The 25,618-nt window shown below is 67.5% G+C and carries 27 protein-coding genes; 15 read left to right on the top strand and 12 right to left on the bottom strand.

The features are described from left to right. Positions 1-2 precede the first annotated feature (2 nt). The 7 genes from ABIA65_RS06575 to ABIA65_RS06605 all read left to right on the top strand — a co-directional run bounded on the left by ABIA65_RS06575 (position 3) and on the right by ABIA65_RS06605 (position 7,474). Complete coding sequence (locus ABIA65_RS06575) at positions 3-806, top strand: type III pantothenate kinase (RefSeq protein ID WP_354522991.1); 804 nt, start codon at positions 3-5, stop codon at positions 804-806. A gap of 80 nt (positions 807-886) precedes the next feature. Beyond that, a complete protein-coding gene (gene lysS, locus ABIA65_RS06580) occupies positions 887-2,395 on the top strand; it encodes a lysine--tRNA ligase (RefSeq protein ID WP_354522992.1) in 1,509 nt (502 codons plus the stop codon). 102 nt (positions 2,396-2,497) lie between these two features. Beyond that, a complete protein-coding gene (gene lsr2 / locus ABIA65_RS06585) occupies positions 2,498-2,839 on the top strand; it encodes a histone-like nucleoid-structuring protein Lsr2 (RefSeq protein WP_241402825.1) in 342 nt (113 codons plus the stop codon). Between the two features lie 258 nt (positions 2,840-3,097). Then, positions 3,098-5,650 (top strand): ATP-dependent protease ATP-binding subunit ClpC, encoded by a 2,553-nt coding sequence (gene clpC1, locus ABIA65_RS06590; RefSeq protein ID WP_241402826.1) that lies wholly within the window; start codon positions 3,098-3,100, stop codon positions 5,648-5,650. Positions 5,651-5,869: 219 nt separating this feature from the next. After that, complete coding sequence (locus ABIA65_RS06595) at positions 5,870-6,088, top strand: CbtB domain-containing protein (protein ID WP_241402827.1); 219 nt, start codon at positions 5,870-5,872, stop codon at positions 6,086-6,088. 24 nt (positions 6,089-6,112) lie between these two features. Beyond that, positions 6,113-6,916 carry a CbtA family protein gene (locus tag ABIA65_RS06600; RefSeq protein WP_354522993.1) on the top strand — a complete coding sequence of 268 codons (804 nt, stop codon included), beginning with the start codon at positions 6,113-6,115 and terminating at the stop codon, positions 6,914-6,916. A 6-nt stretch (positions 6,917-6,922) separates the two neighbouring features. Then, positions 6,923-7,474, top strand: coding sequence for a histidine phosphatase family protein (locus ABIA65_RS06605; RefSeq protein WP_354522994.1), 552 nt, complete (start codon positions 6,923-6,925; stop codon positions 7,472-7,474). Here ABIA65_RS06605 and ABIA65_RS06610 read toward each other — a convergent pair. Beyond that, positions 7,471-8,829 (bottom strand): serine hydrolase, encoded by a 1,359-nt coding sequence (locus ABIA65_RS06610; RefSeq protein ID WP_354522995.1) that lies wholly within the window; start codon positions 8,827-8,829, stop codon positions 7,471-7,473. The genes ABIA65_RS06605 and ABIA65_RS06610 overlap by 4 nt on opposite strands. Then, on the bottom strand, positions 8,804-9,121 hold the full coding sequence (gene mhuD / locus ABIA65_RS06615) for a mycobilin-forming heme oxygenase MhuD (RefSeq protein ID WP_241402831.1): 318 nt from the start codon (positions 9,119-9,121) through the stop codon (positions 8,804-8,806). Before mhuD ends, ABIA65_RS06610 begins: the two co-directional genes overlap by 26 nt. A gap of 41 nt (positions 9,122-9,162) precedes the next feature. Here mhuD and ABIA65_RS06620 point away from each other — a divergent pair, with 41 nt between their 5' ends. Then, a complete protein-coding gene (locus ABIA65_RS06620) occupies positions 9,163-9,933 on the top strand; it encodes an alpha/beta fold hydrolase (RefSeq protein WP_354522996.1) in 771 nt (256 codons plus the stop codon). On the opposite strand, the gene ABIA65_RS06625 is transcribed toward ABIA65_RS06620, so the two are convergent. Further along, on the bottom strand, positions 9,907-10,128 hold the full coding sequence (locus ABIA65_RS06625; RefSeq protein ID WP_241402833.1) for a hypothetical protein: 222 nt from the start codon (positions 10,126-10,128) through the stop codon (positions 9,907-9,909). The two genes, ABIA65_RS06620 and ABIA65_RS06625, sit on opposite strands and share 27 nt — an antisense overlap. Positions 10,129-10,199: 71 nt before the next feature. Between ABIA65_RS06625 and ABIA65_RS06630 the strand changes: the two genes are divergently transcribed. Continuing rightward, positions 10,200-11,171 (top strand): GlxA family transcriptional regulator, encoded by a 972-nt coding sequence (locus ABIA65_RS06630; RefSeq protein ID WP_354522997.1) that lies wholly within the window; start codon positions 10,200-10,202, stop codon positions 11,169-11,171. On the opposite strand, the gene lipJ is transcribed toward ABIA65_RS06630, so the two are convergent. Together lipJ and ABIA65_RS06640 are read right to left on the bottom strand one after the other, a co-directional pair. Continuing rightward, a complete protein-coding gene (gene lipJ / locus ABIA65_RS06635) occupies positions 11,168-12,544 on the bottom strand; it encodes a bifunctional lipase/adenylate cyclase LipJ (RefSeq protein WP_354522998.1) in 1,377 nt (458 codons plus the stop codon). The genes ABIA65_RS06630 and lipJ overlap by 4 nt on opposite strands. 9 nt (positions 12,545-12,553) lie before the next feature. Then, complete coding sequence (locus tag ABIA65_RS06640) at positions 12,554-13,453, bottom strand: iron-sulfur binding domain-containing protein (protein ID WP_354523113.1); 900 nt, start codon at positions 13,451-13,453, stop codon at positions 12,554-12,556. A gap of 25 nt (positions 13,454-13,478) precedes the next feature. Here ABIA65_RS06640 and ABIA65_RS06645 point away from each other — a divergent pair, with 25 nt between their 5' ends. Further along, complete coding sequence (locus ABIA65_RS06645) at positions 13,479-14,099, top strand: carbonic anhydrase (RefSeq protein WP_241402836.1); 621 nt, start codon at positions 13,479-13,481, stop codon at positions 14,097-14,099. Between the two features lie 174 nt (positions 14,100-14,273). Next, entirely contained in the window at positions 14,274-15,041 is a 768-nt protein-coding gene (locus ABIA65_RS06650; protein ID WP_354522999.1) for a hypothetical protein, read from the top strand. 3 nt (positions 15,042-15,044) lie between these two features. Here ABIA65_RS06650 and disA read toward each other — a convergent pair whose 3' ends face one another. Genes disA through ABIA65_RS06665 form a run of 3 tightly spaced genes read right to left on the bottom strand, consistent with a single transcriptional unit; the run spans position 15,045 to position 18,228 of the window. Then, positions 15,045-16,166 (bottom strand): DNA integrity scanning diadenylate cyclase DisA, encoded by a 1,122-nt coding sequence (gene disA, locus ABIA65_RS06655; RefSeq protein ID WP_241402838.1) that lies wholly within the window; start codon positions 16,164-16,166, stop codon positions 15,045-15,047. 14 nt (positions 16,167-16,180) lie between these two features. Further along, positions 16,181-17,569 (bottom strand): DNA repair protein RadA, encoded by a 1,389-nt coding sequence (gene radA, locus ABIA65_RS06660; RefSeq protein ID WP_354523000.1) that lies wholly within the window; start codon positions 17,567-17,569, stop codon positions 16,181-16,183. Between the two features lie 44 nt (positions 17,570-17,613). Then, positions 17,614-18,228, bottom strand: coding sequence for a copper chaperone PCu(A)C domain-containing protein (locus ABIA65_RS06665; protein ID WP_354523001.1), 615 nt, complete (start codon positions 18,226-18,228; stop codon positions 17,614-17,616). Between the two features lie 349 nt (positions 18,229-18,577). Here ABIA65_RS06665 and carD point away from each other — a divergent pair, with 349 nt between their 5' ends. Genes carD through rlmB form a run of 4 tightly spaced genes read left to right on the top strand, consistent with a single transcriptional unit; the run spans position 18,578 to position 21,972 of the window. Continuing rightward, on the top strand, positions 18,578-19,066 hold the full coding sequence (gene carD / locus ABIA65_RS06670) for an RNA polymerase-binding transcription factor CarD (RefSeq protein ID WP_043412998.1): 489 nt from the start codon (positions 18,578-18,580) through the stop codon (positions 19,064-19,066). A 14-nt stretch (positions 19,067-19,080) separates the two neighbouring features. Continuing rightward, positions 19,081-19,584 carry a 2-C-methyl-D-erythritol 2,4-cyclodiphosphate synthase gene (gene ispF, locus ABIA65_RS06675; protein WP_354523002.1) on the top strand — a complete coding sequence of 168 codons (504 nt, stop codon included), beginning with the start codon at positions 19,081-19,083 and terminating at the stop codon, positions 19,582-19,584. 36 nt (positions 19,585-19,620) lie between these two features. Next, on the top strand, positions 19,621-21,030 hold the full coding sequence (gene cysS, locus ABIA65_RS06680; RefSeq protein WP_354523003.1) for a cysteine--tRNA ligase: 1,410 nt from the start codon (positions 19,621-19,623) through the stop codon (positions 21,028-21,030). Beyond that, positions 21,031-21,972: a 23S rRNA (guanosine(2251)-2'-O)-methyltransferase RlmB gene (rlmB, locus tag ABIA65_RS06685; protein ID WP_354523004.1), complete on the top strand. Its 942-nt coding sequence runs from the start codon at positions 21,031-21,033 to the stop codon at positions 21,970-21,972. A 21-nt stretch (positions 21,973-21,993) separates the two neighbouring features. On the opposite strand, the gene ABIA65_RS06690 is transcribed toward rlmB, so the two are convergent. From ABIA65_RS06690 to bluB, 4 genes are read right to left on the bottom strand one after another with little or no spacing between them, the layout of a single operon-like run. Next, complete coding sequence (locus tag ABIA65_RS06690; protein WP_354523114.1) at positions 21,994-23,238, bottom strand: SLC13 family permease; 1,245 nt, start codon at positions 23,236-23,238, stop codon at positions 21,994-21,996. Beyond that, positions 23,235-24,155 (bottom strand): MBL fold metallo-hydrolase, encoded by a 921-nt coding sequence (locus ABIA65_RS06695; RefSeq protein WP_354523005.1) that lies wholly within the window; start codon positions 24,153-24,155, stop codon positions 23,235-23,237. The genes ABIA65_RS06690 and ABIA65_RS06695 overlap by 4 nt, the downstream gene beginning before the upstream one ends. Then, positions 24,155-24,919, bottom strand: a complete 765-nt coding sequence (locus ABIA65_RS06700; RefSeq protein WP_354523006.1) for a LamB/YcsF family protein — start codon at positions 24,917-24,919, stop codon at positions 24,155-24,157. Before ABIA65_RS06700 ends, ABIA65_RS06695 begins: the two co-directional genes overlap by 1 nt. Before the next feature lie 10 nt (positions 24,920-24,929). Continuing rightward, complete coding sequence (gene bluB, locus ABIA65_RS06705) at positions 24,930-25,604, bottom strand: 5,6-dimethylbenzimidazole synthase (protein WP_241402846.1); 675 nt, start codon at positions 25,602-25,604, stop codon at positions 24,930-24,932. Positions 25,605-25,618: the final 14 nt, after the last annotated feature.

Raw genomic sequence — 25,618 nt, forward strand, 5'->3', positions numbered from 1 at the left:
CCGTGCTACTCGCGATCGACGTCCGCAACACCCACACCGTCGTCGGGCTGATATCGGGCTCGGGTGACCACTCGAAGGTGGTGCACAACTGGCGAATTCGCACCGAGTCCGAGGTCACCGCCGATGAGCTGGCACTCACCATCGACGGGCTGATCGGCGACGACGCCGAACGCCTCACCGGCGCCACCGGGCTGTCCACGGTGCCGTCGGTGCTGCACGAGATCAGGGTGATGCTCGAGCAGTACTGGCCCTCTGTTCCGCACGTGCTCATCGAACCCGGTGTGCGAACCGGTATTCCGCTGCTCGTCGACAACCCGAAGGATATTGGGGCCGACCGCATCGTCAACTGCCTTGCCGCCTATCACCGGTTCCGGGGTGCCGCGATCGTCGTCGACTTCGGCTCGTCGATATGCGTTGACGTCGTGTCGGCCAAGGGGGAGTTCCTGGGTGGTGCCATCGCCCCCGGCGTGCAGGTGTCCTCGGATGCCGCCGCGGCGCGCTCGGCCGCGCTGCGCCGTGTCGAGCTGACTAGGCCGCGTTCGGTCGTCGGAAAGAACACCGTGGAGTCGATGCAGTCCGGTGCGGTGTTCGGCTTCGCCGGTCTGGTCGACGGCTTGGTGAACCGGATCCGCGACGATATCGACGGATTCGGCGGCGACGACGTCGCGGTCGTGGCGACCGGACACACCGCGCCGCTGGTGCTGCCCGATCTGCGCACCGTCGAGCACTACGACAAGCACCTGACATTGGACGGGCTGCGCATGGTGTTCGAGCGCAATAGAGACAACCAGCGGGCCAAGCGCTAACCGCACTGGGGTCGTGAGGAGCGTGGCCTCAGCGGTCGCGTCGGTGGGGCCGGGCGCGACTTCATTTAAGCTGGCACGTCGTGAGCACTGCAGATGATCTCGAGTCCGACGTCCCCGAGCAGTTTCGGATCCGTCAGGCCAAACGGGAGCGACTGCTCGCCGAGGGCCGCGACCCGTACCCGGTGGAGGTGCCGCGCACCCACACCCTCGCCGAGGTTCGGGCTTCCTACCCCAACCTCGAGCCAGCCGCCGAGACGGGCGAGTACGTGGGTGTCGCCGGGCGCGTGGTGTTCGCCCGCAATTCGGGGAAGTTGTGCTTCGCGACGCTGCAGGAGGGCGACGGCACCCAACTCCAGGTGATGCTGAGCCTCGACAAGGTCGGCCAGGAGTCCCTCGATGCGTGGAAGGGCGACGTCGATCTTGCCGACATCGTCTTCGTCCACGGCGAGGTGATCAGCTCCCGTCGCGGTGAACTGTCTGTGCTTGCGGATTCGTGGCAAATAATCTCGAAGGCTCTGCGGCCACTCCCCGTCGCGCACAAGGAGATGAGTGAGGAGTCGCGGGTCCGTCAGCGTTACGTCGATCTGATCGTCCGCCCGGAGGCGCGCAGCATTGCTCGCCAGCGCATCGCGGTTGTCCGTGCCGTTCGTTCCGCACTGGAGCGCCGAGGATTTCTCGAAGTCGAGACGCCGATACTGCAGACGCTCGCCGGCGGTGCCGCGGCGCGGCCATTCGTCACCCACTCGAATGCCCTCGACACCGACCTGTTCCTCCGGATCGCACCTGAGTTGTTCCTCAAGCGATGCTTGGTCGGAGGATTCGAGAGAGTCTTCGAGTTGAATCGCGTTTTCCGTAACGAAGGCGCGGATTCCACGCATTCGCCGGAATTCGCGATGCTGGAGACTTATCAGGCGTACGGCACCTACGACGATTCTGCGATCGTGACGCGGGAACTTATTCAGGAGGTCGCCGACGAGGCGATTGGCACCAGAAACGTCCCGCTGCCCGACGGATCCACCTACGATCTCGACGGCGAATGGGACATGGTGGAAATGTACCCGTCCCTGTCATCGGCGCTGGGTGAGGAGATCACCCCGGACACCGGTGTCGATCGGTTGTGGGCGATCGCGGATGGCCTGGGCGTGGAGATTCCCCGAGACCGGGGTTTCGGCCACGGCAAGCTGGTCGAGGAGCTCTGGGAGCATCAGGTCGGCGACAAGCTGTGGGCCCCAACTTTCGTGCGGGACTTCCCTGTCGAGACGTCGCCTCTCACACGTGAACACCGCACTATTCCCGGTGTCACCGAGAAGTGGGATCTCTACATCCGCAAGTTCGAGCTGGCGACGGGATACTCCGAACTCATCGATCCGGTGATCCAACGCGAGCGATTCGCGGCTCAGGCCCGTGCCGCCGCGGCGGGTGACGACGAGGCAATGCTTCTCGACGAGGATTTCCTCACCGCATTGGAGTACGCCATGCCACCCACTACGGGAACCGGAATGGGCATCGATCGATTGTTGATGGCATTGACGGGCTTGTCGATTAGGGAGACGGTTTTGTTCCCGATTGTCCGTCGTCACGGGAACTGATCACCAGATATCATACTTGTTGAATGATTTGAGTTCTTGTGCCAATATTGCCGTAAGGGTTCGTTGGACCCGTCAGTGCAGCAGAAGGGTCAGTGTGGACTTATGGCGAAGAAGGTAACCGTCACGTTGGTCGACGATTTCGACGGCGAAGGTGCTGCAGACGAAACCGTCGAATTTGCGATCGATGGCGTGAGTTATGAGATCGACCTTTCGTCCAAGAATGCCGCGAAGCTGCGCAACGATATGAAGCAATGGCTCGAGGCGGGGCGTCGTGTCGGCGGCCGTCGACGTGGCCGAGCTGTGGGCACTGGCCGTGGCCGGGCCTCGATCGACCGGGAGCAGAGCGCTGCCATCCGGGAGTGGGCACGCCGCAATGGACACAACGTGTCGACGCGCGGCCGTATCCCGGCAGACGTCATCGACGCGTTCCACGCGGCAACGTAGGCAGGCATTGCCGATTCCGTCTGCGCCGGTCGTTGGGCGCAGATCGGCGTTCGCTCGTGGCGTACCGATTGGGCTCCGTTGCGGAACGTTCGGCGCCTACCTGGCGTTGGTCACGTAACAGGCCAATTGCGTAGCGCTCGATTGCCGGAGACACCCAGGGCAGCCGGGGCTGCCGCCCACTACAGTGGACGGCAGGTGCAGGACGCGGTGCTACCGCGTGACGAGCTGCGCTATCTGATCGAGAGCAGGTAACCACCGATGTTCGAACGCTTCACTGACCGCGCACGGCGCGTCGTCGTCCTGGCCCAAGAAGAGGCCCGGATGCTCAATCACAACTACATCGGCACCGAGCACATCCTCTTGGGACTCATTCACGAGGGCGAGGGCGTGGCGGCCAAGTCGCTGGAATCTCTCGGCATCTCGTTGGAGGGCGTGCGCAGCCAGGTCGAGGAGATCATCGGCCAGGGCCAGCAGGCGCCGTCCGGACACATCCCCTTCACGCCGCGGGCCAAGAAGGTCCTCGAGCTGTCCCTGCGCGAGGCGCTGCAGCTCGGCCACAACTACATCGGCACCGAGCACATTCTGCTCGGGCTGATTCGCGAGGGCGAGGGTGTCGCAGCCCAGGTGCTGGTCAAGCTCGGCGCCGAACTCACTCGGGTGCGCCAGCAGGTCATCCAGCTGCTGAGCGGTTACCAGGGCAAGGAGACCGCCGAGGCCGGTACCGGCGGTCGTGGCGGCGAGGCGGGCAACCCGTCGACGTCGCTGGTCCTGGACCAGTTCGGCCGTAACCTCACCGCCGCTGCCATGGAGGGCAAGCTCGATCCGGTCATCGGCCGCGAGAAGGAAATCGAGCGGGTCATGCAGGTGCTGAGCCGCCGCACCAAGAACAACCCGGTGCTGATCGGTGAGCCCGGCGTCGGCAAGACCGCCGTCGTCGAGGGTCTCGCGCAGGCCATCGTGCACGGTGAGGTCCCCGAGACGCTCAAGGACAAGCAGCTGTACACCCTCGACCTGGGTTCCCTGGTCGCGGGTAGCCGCTACCGCGGTGACTTCGAGGAACGCCTCAAGAAGGTGCTCAAGGAGATCAACACCCGCGGCGACATCATCCTGTTCATCGATGAGCTGCACACGCTCGTCGGCGCGGGTGCCGCCGAGGGCGCGATCGACGCGGCAAGCATCCTCAAGCCGAAGCTGGCTCGCGGTGAGCTGCAGACCATCGGTGCCACCACGCTCGACGAGTACCGCAAGTACATCGAGAAGGACGCCGCCCTGGAGCGCCGGTTCCAGCCGGTCCAGGTGGGCGAGCCGACCGTCGAGCACACCATCGAGATCCTCAAGGGTCTGCGTGACCGGTATGAGGCACACCACCGTGTCTCGATCACCGACGGCGCGATTGTCGCCGCGGCGACACTGGCCGACCGGTACATCAACGACCGGTTCCTGCCGGACAAGGCCATCGACCTGATCGACGAGGCCGGCGCCCGGATGCGAATCCGCCGGATGACCGCTCCGCCAGACCTGCGCGAGTTCGACGAGAAGATCGCCGACGCGCGCCGCGAGAAGGAGTCCGCGATCGACGCGCAGGACTTCGAGAAGGCCGCCAATCTGCGCGACAAGGAGAAGCAGCTCGTCGCGCAGCGCGCCGAGCGGGAGAAGCAGTGGCGCTCCGGTGATCTTGACGTGGTCGCCGAGGTCGACGACGAGCAGATCGCGGAGGTCCTCGGCAATTGGACCGGTATCCCGGTGTTCAAGCTGACGGAGGCCGAGACCACGCGCCTGCTGCGCATGGAGGACGAGCTGCACAAGCGGATCATCGGCCAGGAGGATGCCGTCAAGGCCGTCTCCAAGGCGATCCGTCGTACCCGTGCGGGGCTCAAGGATCCGAAGCGCCCGTCGGGCTCGTTCATCTTCGCCGGCCCGTCCGGTGTCGGTAAGACCGAGCTGTCCAAGGCGCTCGCCGAGTTCCTGTTCGGCGACGACGACGCGCTCATTCAGATCGACATGGGCGAGTTCCACGACCGCTTCACCGCGTCGCGGCTGTTCGGTGCCCCTCCCGGGTACGTCGGCTACGAGGAGGGCGGCCAGCTCACCGAGAAGGTGCGTCGCAAGCCGTTCAGCGTCGTGCTGTTCGACGAGATCGAGAAGGCCCACCAGGAGATCTACAACAGCCTGTTGCAGGTCCTCGAGGACGGCCGCCTCACCGACGGCCAGGGGCGCACGGTCGACTTCAAGAACACCGTGCTGATCTTCACGTCCAACCTCGGCACGTCCGATATCAGCAAGGCGGTTGGGCTCGGCTTCACCCAGGGTGGTGGCGAGAACAACTACGAGCGGATGAAGCAGAAGGTCAACGACGAGCTGAAGAAACACTTCCGCCCGGAGTTCCTCAACCGCATCGACGACATCATCGTCTTCCACCAGCTGACCAAGGAGGAGATCATCCAGATGGTCGACCTCATGATCGGCCGTGTGGAGAAGCAGTTGAAGGCCAAGGACATGGCCATGGAGCTGACGGACAAGGCGAAGTCGCTGCTGGCCAAGCGTGGCTTCGACCCGGTGCTGGGGGCCCGGCCGCTGCGCCGGACCATCCAGCGCGAGATCGAGGACGCCCTGTCGGAGAAGATCCTCTTCGAGGAGATCGGCCCCGGTCAGATCGTCTCGGTCGACGTCGAGGGCTGGGACGGCGAGAGCGCCAACATCGAGAACGCGGTGTTCACGTTCGCCGGTGCGCGCAAGCCGGTCGTCGAACCCGATCTGGCTGGCGCCGGAACGGGCGGCGCCGCGGCCGGAGCGGCGACAGCTGCCGAATAGCGAGGAATCACGGAAGGGCCCCGACGCGAGTCGGGGCCCTTTTCGTCTCCGCAGGCAGTGGACTGTTCGATCTGGCACCCCCTCTGCTTAGAATGCTGCTGTAATCGACGGATAAAGGAATCTGGTGGAAATCCAGAACGGTCGCGCCACTGTGAATAGTCAGACCCGACGCCGTCACCCCTGTGATACGGGACGCGAATTCCCGAAAGGAACGTAGACATGACTCCCTCCAAGGCCCGCGTGGCCAAGGCTCCCGCCATCGACCTCTCCGCCGCGAGCGCGGCGGTGTGGCTGTCGGCCACCGCATTCCTTGCGCTTCTGGTGCTCTACTTCGTCGGCATGGATCAGGGCGCGACGTCGGTGTTCGGTGCCGACAACACCACGATTCACGAGTTCATTCACGACGCCCGCCATCTCCTCGGCTTCCCCTGCCACTGACGAACCGGTAAGGGATAACAGAAAATGGAGAAGCAGATCATCGGGCGCGGCCTTCTGGCCGGCGCCCTAGCTGGAGTGCTCGCGTTCGTCTTCGCTCGGATCTTCCTTGAGCCGGTCATCGAACTGGCAATCGGCTACGAGGACGGTATCGGGGCGGCCCACGAGGCCCTGGAGACCGCGGCAGGTGCCGCCGGGCACAGTCACGGTGAGGAGGGCGAGGGATTCACCCGCGCCATCCAGATGAACATCGGGATGGGTCTTGGCGTGCTGCTGTTCAGCATCGCGATCGGAGCGCTGTTCGCCGTGGTCTTCGCGGTGGCCTACGGCAGGGTCGGCAACGTGTCGGCCAAGCTGTTGTCGCTGTATGTTGCGGGCGGCATGTTGGTGAGCGCGTTCATCGTCCCGGCGCTGAAGTACCCGCCGAGCCCGCCCGCACTCAGCCTCGACGAGACCATCCGCCAGCGGACGCTGCTGTACCTGCTGATGGTGGTGCTGTCGGTGGCGTTGTTCGTCGCAGCGGTCTATCTGCGCGGGCGGCTCGTCGAGAAGCTCGGGGCGTGGAACTCCACGCTGGCCGCCGGCGCCGGTTACATCGTGGCGATCGGCGTGGTGATGCTGGTGCTGCCGACCATCGATGAGACACCGGCACCGCTGAAGGACGACGCGGGCACGATCGTCTACGAAGGTTTCCCCGCCGACCTGCTGTATGACTTCAGGCTCTACGCGCTGGGCACCCAGGTTGTGATCTACGCGACGATCGGATTGGTGTTCGGAGTGCTCGCCTCCCGTCTGCTCGAGGGCAAGCGCCAGGAGAACATCGCCGCGTGAGCGTCCGTGAGTGAGATCGTCCGGCTGACGCTGGTGTCGCATGCAATGACCGACGCCATGTCAGCCGGACGGTTTCCCACCGACGAACCACTCAATGCGCTTGGCCACCGCCAGGTCGACGCCACAATGGATCTGGGTCCGGTCGATGCGGTGTGGTGCGGCCCGGAGAAGCGGACTCGGCAGACCGCCGAACTTCTGGGCCTGCGCGCCGAGACCGATACGCGGCTGGCCGATCTGGATCACGGGGCGTGGCGGGGCAGCCTGCTCTCAAAGGTCCCACCCGGCGACCTGACGGTGTGGCTGACCGATCCCACACAGGCGCCGCACGGCGGTGAGTCGGTTGTGGCCCTGATCCTGCGGGTAGGGGAGTGGCTGGAATCCGTTGGCACCCGGCCGGGCCGGCTGGTGGCCGTGACACATCCGGCGGTCATCCGCGCCGCCATCCTGGCCGCCCTCGATTCACCACCGAAGTCGTTCTGGCGCATCGACATTGCTCCGGCCAGCCGAACCGTCATGCACCGGCGCGGGCACGCCTGGACGCTGCGTTCGACAGGCTAGCGGACGGGGATCAGCCCGAACGTCTGCTCGGCGATGGCGAGCAGCCAACCCGCGGCAGTCTGACTGCGGTAGCTCGGCCAGTTCAGCTGGAAGCTGACCACCCAGGCCTGGCCCGTGCGGTCCTCGGCATACCAACTGAACGTCAGGTCCCCGGGCAGGTTTCCGCCCTTGGCGCCGATGTAGTGCCACCTCTTGCCGTCGAGTTCGATTCCGGGGATCGCCGACAGGATCTCGCGCACCGGTGCGCCGGGGCCGACGGCCGCCGCCTGCAGCGCCGCGTGCACCCGGCAGATGTCGGCCGCGCTGCCGTACCACTCGACGCCAAACGGAGATGCGGGCGTGTGGGTGCGCTGCGGATCCGGTTCGTAGGGTTGTTCATTGGTCTGCTGGAGCAGCCGCGCGCGGCCCTGCGGGGTGGCCTCCTTCCACTGCTCGCGCAGATCAGGTTCACCCCATCCGACGGAGAACAGCTCGTGCGCGGTGGGGAACGGTGTCATGCTGGCGGGGTCGTGGTGGCCGGCCGTGGCAAGTGCGCGTTCGACCGCACCCGGTCCGAGCCGGGCGATCAGCAGGTCGGTGGCCATGTTGTCGCTGGCCGAGATCATCTGCTGGGCGGCCTCGCGCACCGACACCGTGGCGCCGGGCTCGAGATCGTCCAGACCCGCGGAGCCGACGGCCTTGGCCTCCGCGGTGATCGTCATCTGGTCGGTCCAGTTCAGCGTTCCGGCGTTGACCGCGTTCGCGACCGCCAGTAGCACGTACAGCTTGAAGATCGACGCCAGAGGCAGGGACTCGTCGAGGTTGGTGCCCGCGACCGCCTCGCACCGGCCGTCGGTGACCTTCGAGGCCTGGTAGGAGTAGCGCGCGCCCGACTTGGTCAGCTCGGCGTCGATATCCGACCACTGCCGGATGACGGGGCGCTGCAGTGAGACGTCGAAGCGATCGACCAGCCCCGCGTCATCGGTGCGCAGTTCGATGGTCTGCGCGACCGCGTACGAGGTGAGCACTCGCAGTGTGGCGTGGCCCGCGCCGATGTCCACACCGGTGACGGTGAACGGGCGGTCCCACCACAGCCGGTCCATCTTCCCGGTGACGTCCTGGACCTGGTCGGGCGCGGCGAGCGTGCCGACGCCGACCGTGCCGATGGGCCAATCGGAGTTGATCATGTCGAGGGTCTGCTTGGCGCGCAGCCCCTGTGGTGTGTTCGTGTCGACGTATGCGCGCGCCTCGGCCGGTGCCGGACCGGTGTGTCCACAACCGCAGGCCACGGTCACGACGAGGGCGGTGGCGAGCGCAGCGCCGATCCTTCGTTGTCGCGACCGGCCTGCGCTACGACGAGGTGCCGGGCCCCGCAACGTCCAACACAACCTCGAACTCGAGCAACGATGCGCCGGTGGCCACGGGATTCGCCCGCTGCCCGGCATGTGCCTCAGCGGCGGGGCCGCCCGCCCAGGCCTGGAAGGCCTCATCCGACTCCCACTGCGTCACGACGAAGTAGCGATTCTCGCCCTTCACTGGACGGAGCAATTGAAAGCCCAGGAATCCGGGCTGGTTGTCGACGGAGTGGGCACGGTTGGCGAAGCGCTTCTCCAACTCGGGGCCAGCTTCGGGCGGAACTTCGATCGCATTGATCTTCACCACTGCCATGCGCTTCAGGCTACCGCTACGCCTGCGGGCAGGATTGACCCATGCGTTCCGAACGACTGACGGATCGGGGTGGCCGGGGTCAGCCCGTGGTCCTGGTGCATGGGCTGATGGGGCGTGGCAGCACGTGGTCGCGTCAACTGCCGTGGCTCACGGCGTCCTCACAGGTGTTCACCTACGACGCGCCGTGGCACAGGGGACGCGACGTGGCCGACGTCGAGCCGATCAGCACCGAGCGCTTCGTCGCCGACCTCGCCGACGCCGTGGCCGCGCTGGGCCGTCCGGCCACGCTGATCGGTCACTCGATGGGAGGCCTGCACGCGTGGTGTGTGGCAGCTGAGTACCCCGAACTGGTCCGTGCGCTGGTCGTCGAGGACATGGCTCCCGACTTCCGTGGCCGCACCACTGGTCCCTGGGAGCCGTGGGTGCACGCGCTACCCGTCGAGTTCACCTCGCAGCGGGCGATATTCGACGAGTTCGGCGATGTCGCGGGGCAGTACTTCATGGAGGCCTTCGACCGGACCTCGGGCGGTTGGCGGTTGCACGGGGACCCCGAGCGGTGGGTGCAGATCGCCGCGGAGTGGGGCACCCGGGACTACTGGAGCCAGTGGCAGTCGGTGCGGGTGCCCGCGCTGCTGATCGAGGCGGGCAACGGCGTCACCCCGCCCGGGCAGATGGCCCGGATGTGCGAAACCGGCCACCAGGCAACCTATCTGAAGGTTCCTGGAGCCGGCCATCTGGTGCATGACGACCGTCCGCGGGAATACCGGGACGCGGTCGAGGCGTTTCTAGCGACGTTCGCCGCGCACTCCTGAGACGGGCCACGTCGGGGCCTGCTCGAAGCGGGTGCGTGCCGCGTCGGCGTCGTGCTGGATGCGGTACCAGTCGGGGTCGTCGACGAGGCCCTGAAGGTAGCCGCGGGTCGGCTGGCTGCGGTGTGCCGACCAGCTCGCCACGGCGGCCACGGCGAACGGTGCGGCGAGGATGAGGAAGGTCAACAACATGTCCATGGCAGCAATTATTCGACCGAATACATTCCGCCAACAGTGGCAGAAGTGACCTTGAGGGATAAGATACTGCCATGATCAAGAGTGTCTCCGCGCTGGTGTTGGACGGAACCGCTGTCTTCGAGTTCGGCGTCATCTGCGAGGTCTTCGGCATCGATCGGGCGGCCGACGGTGTGCCGAACTTCGACTTCAAGGTGTGCGGGCCAGAGCCTGGGCGGCCGGTGCGGACGTCGGTCGGCGCCACCTTGATCCCCGACCACGGCCTCGAGGACCTGGTCAGCGCGGACCTGGTCGCGATCCCCGCCATCGGCGGACCCGACTACCCTCCCGAGGCGCTCGACGCGATCCGACGAGCCGCGCAGCGCGGCGCGATCATCCTGACCGTCTGCTCGGGGGCCTTCGTCGCGGGGGCGGCGGGGCTGTTGGACGGCCGACCCTGCACCACGCACTGGATGCACGCCGACGAACTCGCGCGGGCGTACCCGACCGCCCGAGTCGACCGCAATGTGCTGTTCGTCGACGACGGCAACCTGATCACCAGCGCTGGGACCGCCGCGGGTATCGACGCGTGCCTGCATCTGGTCCGTCGCGAACTGGGCAGTGAGGTCACCAACAAGATCGCGCGCCGGATGGTGGTGGCGCCGCAGCGCGACGGCGGGCAGCGTCAGTACATCGAACAGCCCATCCCGGTGCGGTGTTCGGAGGGGTTCGCACCCCATCTGGACTGGATCCTGACCAACCTCGAGACGCCGCACACCGTGGCGAGCCTGGCCAAACGGGCCAGCATGTCGGCCCGCACATTCGCGCGCCGCTTCGTCGAGGAGACGGGCCGCACACCGATGCAGTGGGTCACCGATCAGCGGGTGCTCTACGCACGAACACTGCTCGAGGAGACGGATCTCGACATCGACCGCGTCGCCGACCGGTCCGGGTTCGGTACCGCCACGCTGCTACGCCACCACTTCCGCCGCATCATCGGGGTCACGCCGTCGGACTATCGCCGCAGCTTCGCTTGCGGTGAACCCCCCTGTGCCGAAACGGCTTAGGGGCCCGTTTCCGGTTCGCATGACAGGGCGTGCAGCCGCCACTGCCCGGGGATGCCCTTGAGTTCGTGCTGACCGCGGTCGGTGAACTCGTGGTGCGACCCGGTGACGATCTCACGCACCGTCGAGGACACCAGCACCTCACCCGCGCCCGCGCGTGCGGCGACGCGTGCTCCGATGTGCACGGCCATGCCCGCGATATCGTCGCCGCGCATCTCGACCTCACCGACGTGTATCCCGACGCGGACCTCGAGGCCAAGCGGCCGGACGGCGTCGACGATCGCCTCGGCGCAGTCGAGTGCGACGCTGGGCGTGGTGAACGTCGCGACGAAACCGTCACCGGCGGTGTTGACCTCGCGGCCGCGGAACCTCTCGAGTTCGTGTCGGATCCTGGCGTCGTGGTGATCCAGGAGGTCGCGCCAGCGGTCGTCGCCCATGGTCGCGGCCCGCGCCGTGGAGCCGACGATATCGGTGAACACGATCGTGGTCAGGACGCGCTCGGCCTCTGACCCCGTGCGCACGCCAGTGATGAACTCCTCGACCTCGTCGAGGACGGGCGTGGTGTCACCTATCCAATAGAGGGTGTCGGCGCCGTCGAGTTCGACGTAACGAGCTCCGGCGATGTGGTCGACCAGATACCGGCCGTGGCCCACATTGACGAATTTCGATGCCGCTCGGTGCATCACCAGCGTCGGTGCGGTGATCGACGGAAGTTTCTCTCGCACATCGGCTTCGGCGAGTACCCGATTTGCCATGCGCGCCATGCTCGGTGAGGCGGCACGGTTGCCCGCGTGATCCCACCAGGTGCGGAACGGGCCGTCGCCGACGACCGACGGCGCGATAACCGACAGCACGTCGAAACCCTGCTCGAGCGCATTGGGTTCGATGACGACCGTGGTGAACGGACTGGCGCCGCTGGCCTGGGCCCCGACGGGGTAGTCGGGCGCCCACAGTGCCCGGGCGCTGCCGTTGAGCACCACCAGATGACTGACCCGGTCGGGATGGTCGGCGGCCAGCAGCAGCGCGCTGACCGCGGTGAATCCCGACCCCAGCACCGCGACGCGTTCACACCCGACGGCGTCCATGACCGTGATGGCGTCCTCCGCCCAGCACGACGGTGTGACGGTGGCGGCCGAACCGATGCGAGAGGACATGCCCATGCCGCGGTGGTCGAAGCGGATCACCCGGCAGAACGACGACAAACGGCGGTAGAAGCGGTACATCGACGGCTCGCTGTCGATGGAGTCGATCGGAACGAACGGACCCGGCATCACCACCAGATCGACGGGGCCGCTGCCGAGTACCTGATAGGCGATGTCCAGATCACCGCGGGATGCATAGTGAGTCCGCGGAGTCTGCGAACCACGTCCGGCCACATGCAAAGGCTAATTGACTGCGTGCCTCGGCGACTGGGATTCCCCGCCCTCGCCCGCGAGTGCGAACAACCCATCCGCGGTCTGTTCCACCAGGCCGTCGACCAGGAGCGAATCCAGCGCCCGGTCCCGTTGCGCGGTGTCGGAAAGCCACACCACGTCGAGCTGGGCGCGGGTCACCGGGACGGTGCTGCCGCGCAGCACGTCAAGCAGCTTTCCGCGGACCTGCCGGTCGGTGCCCGCGTAGCGCTGCGGCCGCCGCGCCGGTGCGCTCGCCGGGGGGAAGCCGGCGGACCGCCACGCGCACCGGCTCAGTGGGCACACGCCGCAACGCGGCGAGCGCGCGGTGCAGACCGTGGCGCCGAGTTCCATGATGGCAACCGAAAAGCGCGGTCCCTCATTATTATTGGGAAGAAGTGCCGCCACGTCGGCGAGGTCGCGAACGCTTGCCGGTGAATCCGCCCGACCGTGCACCGTACGCGCGACGACGCGACGCACGTTGGTGTCCACGACCGGGACGTTGTGCCCGTAAGCGAAGCACGCCACGGCCCGCGCGGTGTAGGCGCCAACGCCGGGCAGCGTCAGCAACGTCTCGACGTCGTCGGGCACGCGGTCGTCGTAGTCGACGGCGATGGTGCGCGCGCATTCATGCAATCGCTTCGCCCTGCGCGGATAGCCCAGCTTGCCCCAGGCCCGCAGCACGTCGGCAGCCGAGGCCGCCGCCGTCGCCGACGGTGTCGGCCAGCGCGCCACCCAGTCGAGCCATATCGGCTCGACCCGAGCCACCGGGGTCTGCTGCAGCATGAACTCGCTGACCAGAATCTGCCAGGCGCTGGTGGGTGGTTGTCGCCACGGCAGGTCCCGCTTCTGAGCGTCATACCACGTCAGAAGCTCACCCGCGTCGACCGTCATCGCGGCCTCGGGCAGAATGACGAACATGCCCAACTCGAACCCCGTGTCCGCTTGGAAGGCACTCAAGGATGGTAACGACCGGTTCGTAGCCGGCCAGCCACAGCATCCGAGCCAGAGCATCGAGGACCGGGCGAGGCTGGCTCACGGGCAGAAGCCGACCGCGGTGGTGTTCGGTTGCGCCGACAGCCGGGTCGCCGCCGAGATCATCTTCGACCAGGGGCTCGGCGATATGTTCGTGGTGCGGACCGCGGGCCACGTCGCCGACTCAGCCGTGCTGGGCTCCATCGAGTACGCCGTCACGGTGCTCGACGTGCCTCTGATCGTGGTGTTGGGCCACGACAGCTGCGGCGCGGTGAAGGCGACCCTGGCGGCGCTCGATGAGGGCGAGGTACCCGGTGGGTACGTTCGTGACATCGTCGAACGGGTCACACCGTCCATCCTGCTGGGACGCCAGATGGGGATGAGCCGCGTCGATGAGTTCGAGGCCCGGCACGTCAACGAGACCGTCGCCCAGCTGCGGATCCGCTCAGCGGCCATCGCCCAGCGAATCATCGAGGGCAAGGTGGCGATCGTCGGCCTCACCTACCACCTGGCCGACGGCAGGGTGGCGTTGCGCGATCATCTGGGCAACATCGGCGAGGTCTGAGCCCCGCAAGCTCGGTGGCTCCCGGGCGGTCGCGTAGGCCCGGCTTCTGAAAGACTCGGCCGACGTTCTGGTGCCGATCCGGCAGTCGTCTTTGAGTGACATCACACGAGCCTGAGAGGCGACACGCCGAGCCGGGTCGAACGCTCGGTCATGACGTGGCCTTACCGTTACATTGTGCTGGATCTAGAACCGAACGGCCCGCTCCCGCAGGAGATCTACCGGCGGCGTCGGATGCTCGCAATCGGTGTCTCGGCGCTGGTCATCCTGATAGTCGCCATCCTCGTCATCGTCGTCGTGTCCAACGCCACCGGTGACTCGAAGCCAGCGGAGAACACCTCCGCGTCGGAGGGCCAGGCGCCGCCGACTCCATTGCCGGGTGAGAATCCTGAGGTCAAGACGCCGGTTCAGCCGCCGGCGCAGCAAGCTCCGCCCCCGACACCCACACCGTCCGCTGCCGTCACACCGCCTCCAGTGCTCACCGAGGGCGACGACTGCCCCGATTCCACACTCGCGGTCAAGGGCATCACCAGCCAGCCCAACTACGTCGTCGGCGATCAGCCGAAGTTCACCATGGTGGTCACCAACATCGGCCTGGTCGGGTGCCAGCGAGATGTCGGCGCCGCCGTGCTCGCGGCCTATGTGTACTCGCTGGACAACAACCGGCTGTGGTCCAACCTCGACTGCGCGCCGTCCAACGAGACGCTGGTCAAGACCTTCAAGCCGGGAGAGCAGGTGACCACCGAGGTCACCTGGACCGGTATGGGGTCGGCGCCGAACTGCCCGCTGCCCCGCGAACCCATCGGCCCGGGTACCTACAACCTGGTGGTCCAGCTGGGCAATCTGCGATCCGCGGCAGTCCCGTTCATACTCGCCGAGGCCGCGCCGCCGGCACCCGGCGACGCACCGCCAGCCGCGCCCGAGGGTGAGGCACCCGTCGGGTAGGGGTCAGGCCAGCTGATCGGCGATGGTCGACTCGGCGAGCGCCGAGAGCCCTTCTCGGATGTGGCGCGCCCACATCGACCCGATGCCGTCGACCGACTGCAGGTCGCTCGCGCTGGCCGCCAGCACGCCCTGCAGTGAGCCGAACGAGCGCACCAGCAGGTCGACGTGGGCGAACTGCAGACGGGGGATGCCCGCCATCGCGCGGTAGCCGCGTGAACTCATCGACGAGTCCTGGGCCTCGAGTGTTGAGGGGTAGCCGAAAACCCTTGCCAGAACGGTGAAGTCGAGCAGTTCGTTATCGGAGAGGCCGTCGAGTTCGTCGAGGGTCGCCGTCACCTGCGCAGCGGTCGGCGGGTCGGGATTGGCGTGATAGTCGCGGGCGATCAGCTCGCGCGCGGTGTCGTTGTCGCCGACGAGCTCCTCGAGTTGGAGCTTGAGCTGACGGCCGGCGGTACCGAGTTCGACGACATCGGCGTCGATCTCGAGGCTGATCCGGCGAACCATCTCAAGGCGCTGCACCACCGTCATCACATCGCGCATCGTGACGAAGTCCTCGATCTCCGCGGTGGACAGCTGCCGGTTGACCTCGTCGAGCCGGGTCTTGTACCGCTCGAGTGTGGCGATGGTCTGGTTGGCCCGCGACAGGATCGTCGCGGAGTCGGGTACCACGTGGCGCTCGCCCGCCACGTAGACCGTCACGATGCTCATCGAGTGGCTGACCGACACGACCGGGAAACCCGTCTGCACGGCGGTGCGCTCAGCTGAACGGTGCCGGGTGCCGGATTCATCGGTGGGGATTGTCGGATCGGGTACCAGCTGGACGTTGGCGCGCAGGATGTGTGCGCCGTCGCTGGACAGCACCACGGCGCCGTCCATCTTCGACAGCTCCCGCAGGCGGGTGGGGGCGTAGCGGACGTCGAGGGAGAACCCGCCGTCGCAGATGGCCTCGACGCTGTCGTCGTAGCCCAGCACGATGAGGGCACCGGTCCGGCCACGAAGGATGCGCTCCAGACCGTCGCGCAGCGGTGTGCCGGGCGCGAGCCGCCCCAGGGTTTCACGCAGTGTGGGTCGTGCGAGCTGAACGACGTTGCCCCGCGTGGCCCTGCCGGTGGACTTCACGCCCATCGTCCCTCCTCGGATCAGCCGCCATTCTCCGCGATTTGCCGCAGAACCCGCAACGCCCCGCCGATATTGTCCGCATTCATCAGCCGCAGACTCGCCGGACCATCCTGCACGCCGGGTGGCACCACCGCACACGTGAACCCCAGCCGAGCCGCCTCGGCCAGGCGCCGATCCATGCCGGTGACGCGTCGCAGATCGCCTGCCAGGCCGACCTCGCCGATCGCCACGGTTGTCGAGGGCATCGGCAGATCCGCGTACGCCGAGGCGATCGCCAGCGCGACCGCAAGATCTGATGACGGGTCGGTCAGCCGCATACCGCCGACCGTGGACAGATAGATGTCATAGGTTCCGACCGACAGGTGCGCACGCTTCTCGAGCACAGCGGTGATCATGGCAGCGCGTGAGGAGTCGATACCGCTGACCGCGCGGCGGGGACTACCGGTCGCCGCCGAGCCGATGAGCGCCTGAACCTCGCCGATCAGTGGGCGCTTACCGTCGAGGCTGACTGTGACCGCGGTGCCCGACACCGGTGCGGGCCGCTGATCGAGGAACAGGCCAGACGGGTCGGCGACGCCCTCGATGCCGCTGTCGTGCAGCAGGAAGCAGCCGACCTCGTCGGCGGCACCGAAGCGGTTCTTCACACCCCGCACCATTCGCAGCGCGGTCGCGCGGTCTCCCTCGAAGTGCAGCACGACGTCGACGAGGTGTTCCAGCGAGCGCGGGCCCGCGATGGCGCCGTCCTTGGTGACGTGGCCGACCAGGATCATCGCGATGCCGGTGGTCTTGGCGGTCATGGTCAGCGCCGACGTGACGGCGCGCACCTGGGTGACGCCGCCCGTGACGCCGTCAGCCTCGGCGGTCGACATTGTCTGCACGGAGTCGACGACAACCAGTGAGGGGCGCACAGCCTCGATGTGCCCCAATGCGGTCTGCAGGTCGGACTCGGCGGCCAGGAACACCTCGTCGTGGGTGCAGCCCGTGCGCTCGGCACGAAGTCTGATCTGGCCCGCTGACTCCTCACCCGACAGGTACAGGGCGCGACGGCCCGTCTCGGCCCAGCGATGCACCACCTCGAGCAGCAGCGTCGATTTGCCGACCCCGGGATCGCCTGCCAGTAACGTGACGGATCCCGGCACCAGCCCACCGCCCAGCACGCGGTCCAATTCGGATATGCCCGTGTGGAAGTGGCGCGTCGACCCAGGATCGATTGAGGTGATCGGGACGGCGGGGGACGTGGGTGTGACGGCACGGTGTACCGACGATCCGCCCAGCGCCGCCAGCACCGCGACCTCGGTGACCGTGCCCCAGGTGCCGCAGTCGGGACAGCGGCCCACCCACTTGGCCGCTACGTGACTGCACTCCGAGCAGCGGTACTGCGAACGCGTTTTCGAGCTGCTCCGTGCCACGCCGTGACGTTATCCGGCGGCACTGACAGAACGGCTGAGCCGAGCTAGTGTTCGCCGCCCGTGTCGCCGCCGCCATGGCTCGCGCCGCCGCTGTTGGGCTCGCCGTCGCGGCGCGGTGTCTCACCCGCGGAGATCGGCACGGGCACGGTGCGCGAACCCGCACGCTCGAAGGTGAAGGTGAAGTCGTAGTTGATGCCGTTGGTGATCGGCTTGGTCAGAGTGACCGTGGCCTCCGCCGTCTCGGCGTTCTCGACGGCTTCGAGCGGGCTGATCTGCCCGTCCGGAGTGCCGACGATCAGCGTGCCCGAGATCGGGACCTCGGTGTCGCCCGTGAGCGACACCGTGCCGACGTCGGAGGTGATCGACACCAGCTTGTCGCCCTCTTCGGCGGAGCCGTTGGCGGCGACGAACAGCAACTCGACGGAACTGCCGGGCTGCACGTAGTCGGAGGTCTGCTCCGCCCTCAGGTGAAGGTTGCGCAGGGCGACGCCGTAGTTCTCCTCGCCGACCCAGGCGTTGTTGCCATTGACGGCCGGATGCTGCATCGCCGTCTGAGACACCTGGCCGGCGCTGCAGCCGGACAACACGACTGTCGCGGCGAGCCCGCAGGCCGCCACGGCAGAGGTGACGGCGAATGTGCGAGATCTGGGGCGGTTCACAGAAGCCTCCTGCTAGGGCCACGGCAGCATGCGGACGGGCGTCCGACGCTTCGACTATGCAGAGTAGTAGGTGCGCCTCGAGCGCGGTAGCCGAGGTCGGGCCGGGCGGTCACCTGGTGTGCGTGTGGTGTCCGAAACTGCCCGAAATTACACGACAACGGTCGTCGAAGCGGCGTCGGGAGCGGCTGCACAATAGCCCGCGGGGGTTTGCCCGCGCCCCTGCGCAGTGCACGTATTCTCCGCCCTGTCAACCCCTCGTCGCCACCTGCAATGCCCCTGACCTGCATCGTTGATCCGCGCGTGTCTTGGCGCCGTGTTACCATTGGGTTGTGAAAGGGGCTCTAATCTGATGATTTTCAAGGTCGGAGACACCGTCGTTTATCCACACCACGGCGCAGCGTTGATCGAGGCGATCGAAACCCGAACCATCAAGGGCGAGCAGAAGGAATACCTCGTCTTGAAGGTCGCGCAGGGTGACCTCACAGTTCGCGTTCCCGCAGACAATGCCGAGTACGTGGGCGTCCGTGACGTGGTTGGCCAAGAGGGTCTCGACAAGGTATTTCAGGTGCTGCGTGCCCCGCATACCGAGGAGCCGACCAACTGGTCGCGCCGCTACAAGGCGAACCTCGAGAAGCTGGCTTCCGGTGACGTGAACAAGGTGGCCGAGGTCGTCCGCGACCTGTGGCGCCGCGATCAGGAGCGCGGGCTGTCCGCAGGCGAGAAGCGGATGCTTGCCAAGGCTCGTCAGATCCTGGTTGGCGAGCTCGCGCTCGCCGAGAACACGGATGACGAGAAGGCTGCGACCATTCTCGATGAGGCGCTGGCCGCCGCGTCCTGACGACACCGCTGTAGGTGATACCGCGGATCGGCCTGGGCACCGACGTCCATCCCATTGAGGTTGGCCGTCCGTGTTGGCTGCTGTGCCTGCACTTCGATGGCGCTGACGGCTGCGCCGGTCACTCTGACGGCGACGTCGCCGCCCATGCTCTATGTGATGCGCTGCTGAGCGCGGCCGGTCTCGGCGACCTCGGTGAGGTCTTCGGCACCGACCGCGCGCAGTGGCGCGGTGTCAGCGGAGCCGACATGCTCCGTCACGTTCACTCCCTGGTTCGAACTGCGGGGTTCACGGTGGGTAATGCCGCCGTTCAGGTCATCGGCAATCGGCCCAAGATCGGGCCGCGCCGTGCTGAGGCGCAGACACTGCTGTCCGAACTCCTCGAAGCCCCGGTATCGGTGTCGGCGACCACCACCGATGGGCTTGGTCTGACGGGCCGCGGAGAGGGCCTGGCGGCCATCGCGACGGCCCTCTTGGTCACCGACGAGCGCTTGCGCGGGGAGCCGACTTCCCTCCGATGAAGGTTTGAGCCGCTCAGGCCGGTAAGCTGGCTCGTCGTGACCGATCGCGGCGTATTGCGCCTCCATGACACCCTCGCGGGTGGTGTGCGAGAGTTCGTGCCGTTGCGCGAGGGCCACGTGTCGATATACCTCTGCGGTGCCACCGTGCAGGGACTACCGCACATTGGCCACGTCCGCAGCGGTGTCGCATTCGACGTGTTGCGGCGATGGCTGACCGCGAAGGGTTACGACGTCGCCTTCATCCGCAACGTCACCGACATCGACGACAAGATCCTGAACAAGGCCGCCGATGCGGGCAGGCCGTGGTGGGAGTGGGCGGCGACGTTCGAACGCGCCTTCACCGCCGCCTACGACGCGCTCGGCGTGCTGCCGCCGTCGGCTGAACCGCGGGCGACCGGGCACATCACGCAGATGGTCGAGCTGATCGAGCGGCTCATCGCCGAGGGTCACGCCTATGCCGGGGATGGTGACGTGTACTTCGACGTGGCCAGCTACCCGGATTACGGCAAGCTGTCGGGGCACCGCGTGGACGACGTGCACCAGGGCGAGGGTGTGGCCACCGGCAAGCGGGATCAGCGCGACTTCACCCTGTGGAAGGGTGCCAAGCCCGGCGAGCCGTCGTGGCCGACGCCGTGGGGGCCTGGCCGGCCCGGCTGGCACACCGAGTGCGTCGCCATGTGCGAGTCGTACCTGGGTGCCGAGTTCGACATCCACGCTGGCGGGATGGATCTCGTCTTCCCGCACCACGAGAACGAGATCGCACAGGCCAAGGCCGCGGGCGACGGTTTCGCGCAGTACTGGTTGCACAACGGCTGGGTGACGCTCGGCGGCGAGAAGATGAGCAAGTCACTCGGTAACGTGCTGTCGATTCCCGCCGTGCTGCAACGTGTTCGGCCTGCCGAACTGCGGTACTACCTGGGTAGCGCGCACTACCGGTCGATGCTGGAGTTCTCGGAGAACGCGCTGCAGGACGCGGTGCGGGCCTACTCCGGTGTCGAGGACTTCCTGCACCGGGTGTGCAGCCGGGTGGGGCCCGTGGTTCCCGGCGAGTGGACGGCGAAGTTCGCGGCCGCCCTCGACGACGATTTGGCGGTGCCATCCGCTCTGGCCGAGGTGCACGCGGCCCGCGCTGAGGGCAATCGCGCGCTGGACAGCGGTGACCACGAGGGCGCGATGAAGCACGCGCAGTCGATCAGGGCCATGATGGGCATTCTGGGCTGCGACCCCCTCGATGAGCGTTGGGAGTCGCGCGACGAGACGTCCGCGGCGCTGGCCGCCGTCGACGTGTTGGTGCAGTGGGCGCTTGTCCAGCGTCACGAGGCCAGGGACAATCGGGACTGGGCGCAGGCAGACGAGATCCGGGATCGGCTCAAGGCCGCCGGTATCGAGGTCACCGACACCGCGGACGGTCCGCAATGGTCTCTCATCGATGGAAGCGGCAAGTAAGTGGCGGGAAACTCTCAGCGGCGCGGCGCCGTACGCAAGGCAGGCACGAAGAAGGGCCCGGTAGTCGGGTCCGGTGGAGTGCGGCGAGGCGGTCTGGAGGCCAGGGGCGCCACACCGCCCGCGCATCAGCGCCCGCACCATCCGGCCGCGAAGCGCGCCGCCAGGGCAACCCGGCAGAAGCAGGGGCGGCAGAAGACCGAGGACACCACCGAGGTCGTGCTCGGCCGTAACCCCGTCGTCGAGTGCCTGCGCGCGGGCGTGCCCGCGACCGCGCTCTACGTCGCGATTGGTATCGACACCGACGAGCGTGTCACCGAATCCGTCACGCGCGCAGCTGATTCCGGTATCGCGATCCTCGAGGTCGCGCGTCATGACCTGGACCGGATGAGCACGAATGGCCTACACCAGGGCATCGCGCTGCAGGTGCCGCCGTATGAGTACGCCCACCCCGACGACATGTTGGCGTCGGCGACCAGCGATGTCACGCCTGCCCTTCTGGTCGCGCTGGACAACATCTCCGATCCCCGCAACCTCGGTGCCATAGTGCGCTCGGTCGCGGCATTCGGCGGCCACGGCGTGGTGATACCGCAGCGCAGGTCGGCCTCGGTCACCGCGGTGGCGTGGCGCACCAGTGCCGGGGCGGCGGCGCGGCTACCCGTCGCGCGCGCCACGAACCTCAACCGCACGCTGAAGAGTTGGTCGGATGCCGGTCTGATGGTGGTCGGCCTGGACGCCAACGGTGACACCGAACTGGACGAACTCCAGGGCGATGGCCCGATGGTCGTGGTGGTCGGCTCGGAGGGCAAGGGCCTCTCGCGTCTGGTCCGGGAGAATTGCGACGCGATCGTGTCGATCCCGATGGCGGGCCCGACGGAGTCGCTCAACGCCTCGGTGGCCGCGGGCGTGGTTCTGGCCGAGATCGCCCGCCAGCGCCGGAACTGATTCGCCTGCGTTCCAGGCGGCTCAGACGCCGAGGTATCGCACGCTGCACCACAGCCCGAGCACGCCGAGTACAAGTGTCACCGGCACGGTGCACAACCCCACCAGGGTGAATTCGGCGAATGGTGCGGCGATCCGGTCGCGGTGGACGACGTGGCGCCACAACAGATTCGACAGTGAGCCGGGATAGGTCAGGTTCGGCCCCACATTCACCCCGATGAGCACCGCCAGCACCGCCGCAGGCCCAGCCCCGGCGACCAGCGGCAGCAGCACCAGGACTGCGGGCAGGTTGTTCACCAGGTTGGCCAGCAGCGCCGCCACCACGGCGACGCCGAGCAGGGCGGGCAGCGTCGTGCCGATCGGCAGCAGGTGGCGCATTGCGTCACCGAGCCCGTGCTGCATCACCCCGGCGACCACCACACCGAGGCACAGCACGAACGCCAGGAACGGCACGTTGGCGGCCGCCACGATACCGACGACGGTGGTGCGGCCCCTGGCCAGTGCGCGCACACCAAGCACGATCGCGCCCCCGAGGGCTGCCCACGCCGGTGACACGTCGAGCAGGGATGTGACGGCGAATCCGGCCAGCGTGAGCCCGAGGACGGAGAGGACGAAAACCGGCACCTCCGGTGGCTCAGCGATGTCGGGTGCGTCATCCTCGGCCGGGACCGCCAACTCGCGCCGGAAGAACCACCGCAACAGGACGAACTCGGCACCGATCACCAAGAGCCACGGCAGTGTCATGACGGCGGTGAAGTGAGCGAAGGTCAGGCCTGCGGCGCTGAACGCCAACAGGTTGGTCAGGTTGGACACCGGCAGCAGCAGCGACGCGCTGTTGGCCAGGTGCGCGGTGGCATACGCGTGCGGGCGCGACGGCACCCGCATGGCCCGAGCGGTCGCCAGGACCACGGGTGTCAGCAGCACTACCGTCGCATCCAGGCTGAGCACGGCCGTCGTGACGGCGGCGATCACGAAGACCGTGGCCAGCAGGCGCCGCGGATCACCGGCGCTGCGGCGCGCCATGGCCACCCCCGCCGCGTGGAAGAGGCCCTCGTCGTCGCACAGCTTCGCCAGCACCAGCACCGTGGCCAGGAAGCCGACGACCGGTGCCAGGCGCGCGATCTCGGCCAGTGCGGCCTCACTCGATACGACACCGGCCGCGATCAGCAGACCCGCGGCGGGCACGGCGGCCAACGCCTCCGGTAGGCCACGTGGACGGGCAAGTGCGAACGCCAGCACCACTGCCAGTGCGACCAGCGCCAGGGTCAGCTCCACGGGTCGCTGCGCGCCCACAGTGTCGGAAGATGCAGCGGCACAGCGTCTTCGCGGGCCAATTGGGTGAGCACTCGCATCGAGACATCCAGATCATCACCCGCGTATGGCAGCGCCCGCAGCGGTTCGTGCAGTGGTCGGAAGAAGTCATCCCAGTGCACCAGGACAACACGGCGGGCGCCGACTGTGCGCACCGTCTCGGTCCAGTAGTCGACGATGTAGGACTCGGGCTGAAGCCCCAGTTGGCCGATGCCCAGGTACACCACATCGGCGCGATGACCGACGAGCGCACCCGCCACGAAACCGGCGCTGCCCACCAGCAGAAGGCTGCGTCCGCTGGGCCGGTGCCGGATCAGCGTCGACCACGCCTCACCGCAGCGATAGGCCGAAACCCGCACCGGGGGCACCACCGGAGCGTCGATGCTGCCGGGGAAGCGGTCGGGCGGACAGTGGTGGCCCTCGACGAGGGTGACGTCGAAGGCGCCCAGCGGCACCGGTTGTCCGGGTGCGGCGACGACCACCCTGTCCTCGGGCAGCCCGCCCCCGCGTCCGACGTTGGCGGTCGACTCCCCGCCGACCACGACCGCCCCGGTGCGCCCGGCGACCACCGCGCTATCCATGACGTGGTCGAAGTGGCTGTGAACGGGCAGCACGGCGTCCAGACGCTCGATGCCCAGCCGGGCCAGACTGCCGTCGATGCGGGGCAGTGACGGTGTCAATCGCCCGGCGCCGACGGCGATCAGGCCGGGGCGCGAGAAGAAGCCGTCGGTCAGCACGGCCGACGTGCCGTCGTCGATCAGCAGCGTGGTGACCCCCGCCCACGTCACGGACAGTGGCGACGACGGTGCGGCGGCGGGCGCGTCGAAGTGTTTGGCGTAGTCGCCCAGATCGGGCCTGCCGAGTCGCAGGCGCATCAGGCGAACGCCGCGAGCGAGATGCCGTCGGCGATCAGGCGGTCCCGGACGGCGTGGGCGATAGCTACGGCGCCCGGCGAATCACCGTGGACGCACACCGATTCCACCGTGACGTCGATGATCGTTCCGTCAATGGCGGTGAGGTTGCCGCGGTCGACCATGATTGCGACGCGTTCGGCGATCTCGGCGACGTCGTGCAGCACCGCGCCGGAATCGGTGCGCGGCACGAGTGTGCCGTCGGGTCGGTAGGCACGGTCGGCGAACGCCTCGGGAACGGTTCGCAGGCCCAGACTCTGCGCCGCGTCGAAGAACGTCGACCCGGCCAGGCCGAGGACCGCTAGATCCGGGTCGACGGCATGGACCGCCTGCGCCACCGCCTCGGCCTGGGCGCGGTGGTTGACGATCGTGTTGTACAGCGCGCCATGGGGTTTGACGTAGCTGACGGCTGCGCCGGCGGCGTGAGCCAAGGCCGCGAGCGCGCCGATCTGGTAGATGACGTCGGCGGTGAGGTCGGCGGGGCTGACGTCGATGAATCGTCGGCCGAAGCCAGCCAGGTCCCGGTAGCCGACCTGGGCGCCGATACGCACGCCGCGATCGGCCGCGGCGCGACAGGTGCTGGCCAGTCCCGCGGGGTCACCGGCGTGGAAGCCACAGGCGATGTTGGCGCTGGAGACCACATCGAGCATCGCCTCGTCGTCGCCGAGGCGCCAGACTCCGAAGCCCTCGCCGAGGTCGGCGTTGAGATCGATGGTCGCGGCGGACACGTGGGTCAGCCTACGGCCGAGGCGGTACCGCGGTCGCCGTCGGCGCCCACTGATTCTCCGAGACGAACTCCGACAGCGGCCTGCCGATCGTCCATTCCTCGAGTTCGAGGACCGGCCGGTCCGGAAACTCCGGAACCGGGCCCAGGCACAGGATCGCGACGGGCTCCGCGCCGTCGGGCATCTGCAGGAGGCGTGCCAGCGCGGCGGGGTCGAATATCGACACCCAGCCCAGCCCGAGGCCCTCGGCGCGGGCGGCGAGCCAGATGTTCTGGATGGCGCACGACACCGACGCGAGATCCATCTGCGGCAACGTCCTTCGGCCGAAGACGTGCCGGTCACGTCCCTCACCGAGAGCGACGACGAACAGTTCGGCGCAGTCCAGGATGCCCTCGACCTTGAGCGCCAGGAACTCGTCACTGCGTGTGCCCAGGGCCTCGGCGGTCCGGTGGCGCTCCTCATCGACCAGGCTGTGGATATCGCTGCGGAGCGCGGTGTCGGTCACCCGGATGAACCGCCACGGCTGCATCAGCCCAACGCTGGGGGCGGCGTGCGCCGCGGCCAGGAGACGGGCCAGGACGTCGGCCGGCACCGTCGCACCGCGAACGAACTCGCGCATGTCGCGACGCTGCGCGATCGCGCGGTACACCGCGCGTCGTTCCTGGTCGCTGAACTCGTGCGCGGTCACGCCGGTCAGCTTAG

The organism is Mycolicibacterium sp. 624 (assembly GCF_040548615.1).
Taxonomy (GTDB): domain Bacteria; phylum Actinomycetota; class Actinomycetes; order Mycobacteriales; family Mycobacteriaceae; genus Mycobacterium.

Excerpts from the sequence above, each read along its gene's own strand:
- ABIA65_RS06645 (WP_241402836.1), top strand. The coding sequence starts at position 13,479 with ATGCCCAACTCGAACCCCGTGTCCGCTTGGAAGGCACTCAAGGATGGT.
- ABIA65_RS06640 (WP_354523113.1), bottom strand. The coding sequence starts at position 13,453 with ATGACGGTCGACGCGGGTGAGCTTCTGACGTGGTATGACGCTCAGAAG.
- ABIA65_RS06695 (WP_354523005.1), bottom strand. The coding sequence starts at position 24,155 with ATGCGCCTGCGACTCGGCAGGCCCGATCTGGGCGACTACGCCAAACAC.
- mhuD (WP_241402831.1), bottom strand. The coding sequence starts at position 9,121 with ATGGCAGTGGTGAAGATCAATGCGATCGAAGTTCCGCCCGAAGCTGGC.
- ABIA65_RS06630 (WP_354522997.1), top strand. The coding sequence starts at position 10,200 with ATGATCAAGAGTGTCTCCGCGCTGGTGTTGGACGGAACCGCTGTCTTC.
- ABIA65_RS06620 (WP_354522996.1), top strand. The coding sequence starts at position 9,163 with ATGCGTTCCGAACGACTGACGGATCGGGGTGGCCGGGGTCAGCCCGTG.
- lsr2 (WP_241402825.1), top strand. The coding sequence starts at position 2,498 with ATGGCGAAGAAGGTAACCGTCACGTTGGTCGACGATTTCGACGGCGAA.
- disA (WP_241402838.1), bottom strand. The coding sequence starts at position 16,166 with ATGGGCGTGAAGTCCACCGGCAGGGCCACGCGGGGCAACGTCGTTCAG.
- ABIA65_RS06595 (WP_241402827.1), top strand. The coding sequence starts at position 5,870 with ATGACTCCCTCCAAGGCCCGCGTGGCCAAGGCTCCCGCCATCGACCTC.
- ABIA65_RS06625 (WP_241402833.1), bottom strand. The coding sequence starts at position 10,128 with ATGGACATGTTGTTGACCTTCCTCATCCTCGCCGCACCGTTCGCCGTG.
- clpC1 (WP_241402826.1), top strand. The coding sequence starts at position 3,098 with ATGTTCGAACGCTTCACTGACCGCGCACGGCGCGTCGTCGTCCTGGCC.
- carD (WP_043412998.1), top strand. The coding sequence starts at position 18,578 with ATGATTTTCAAGGTCGGAGACACCGTCGTTTATCCACACCACGGCGCA.
- ABIA65_RS06600 (WP_354522993.1), top strand. The coding sequence starts at position 6,113 with ATGGAGAAGCAGATCATCGGGCGCGGCCTTCTGGCCGGCGCCCTAGCT.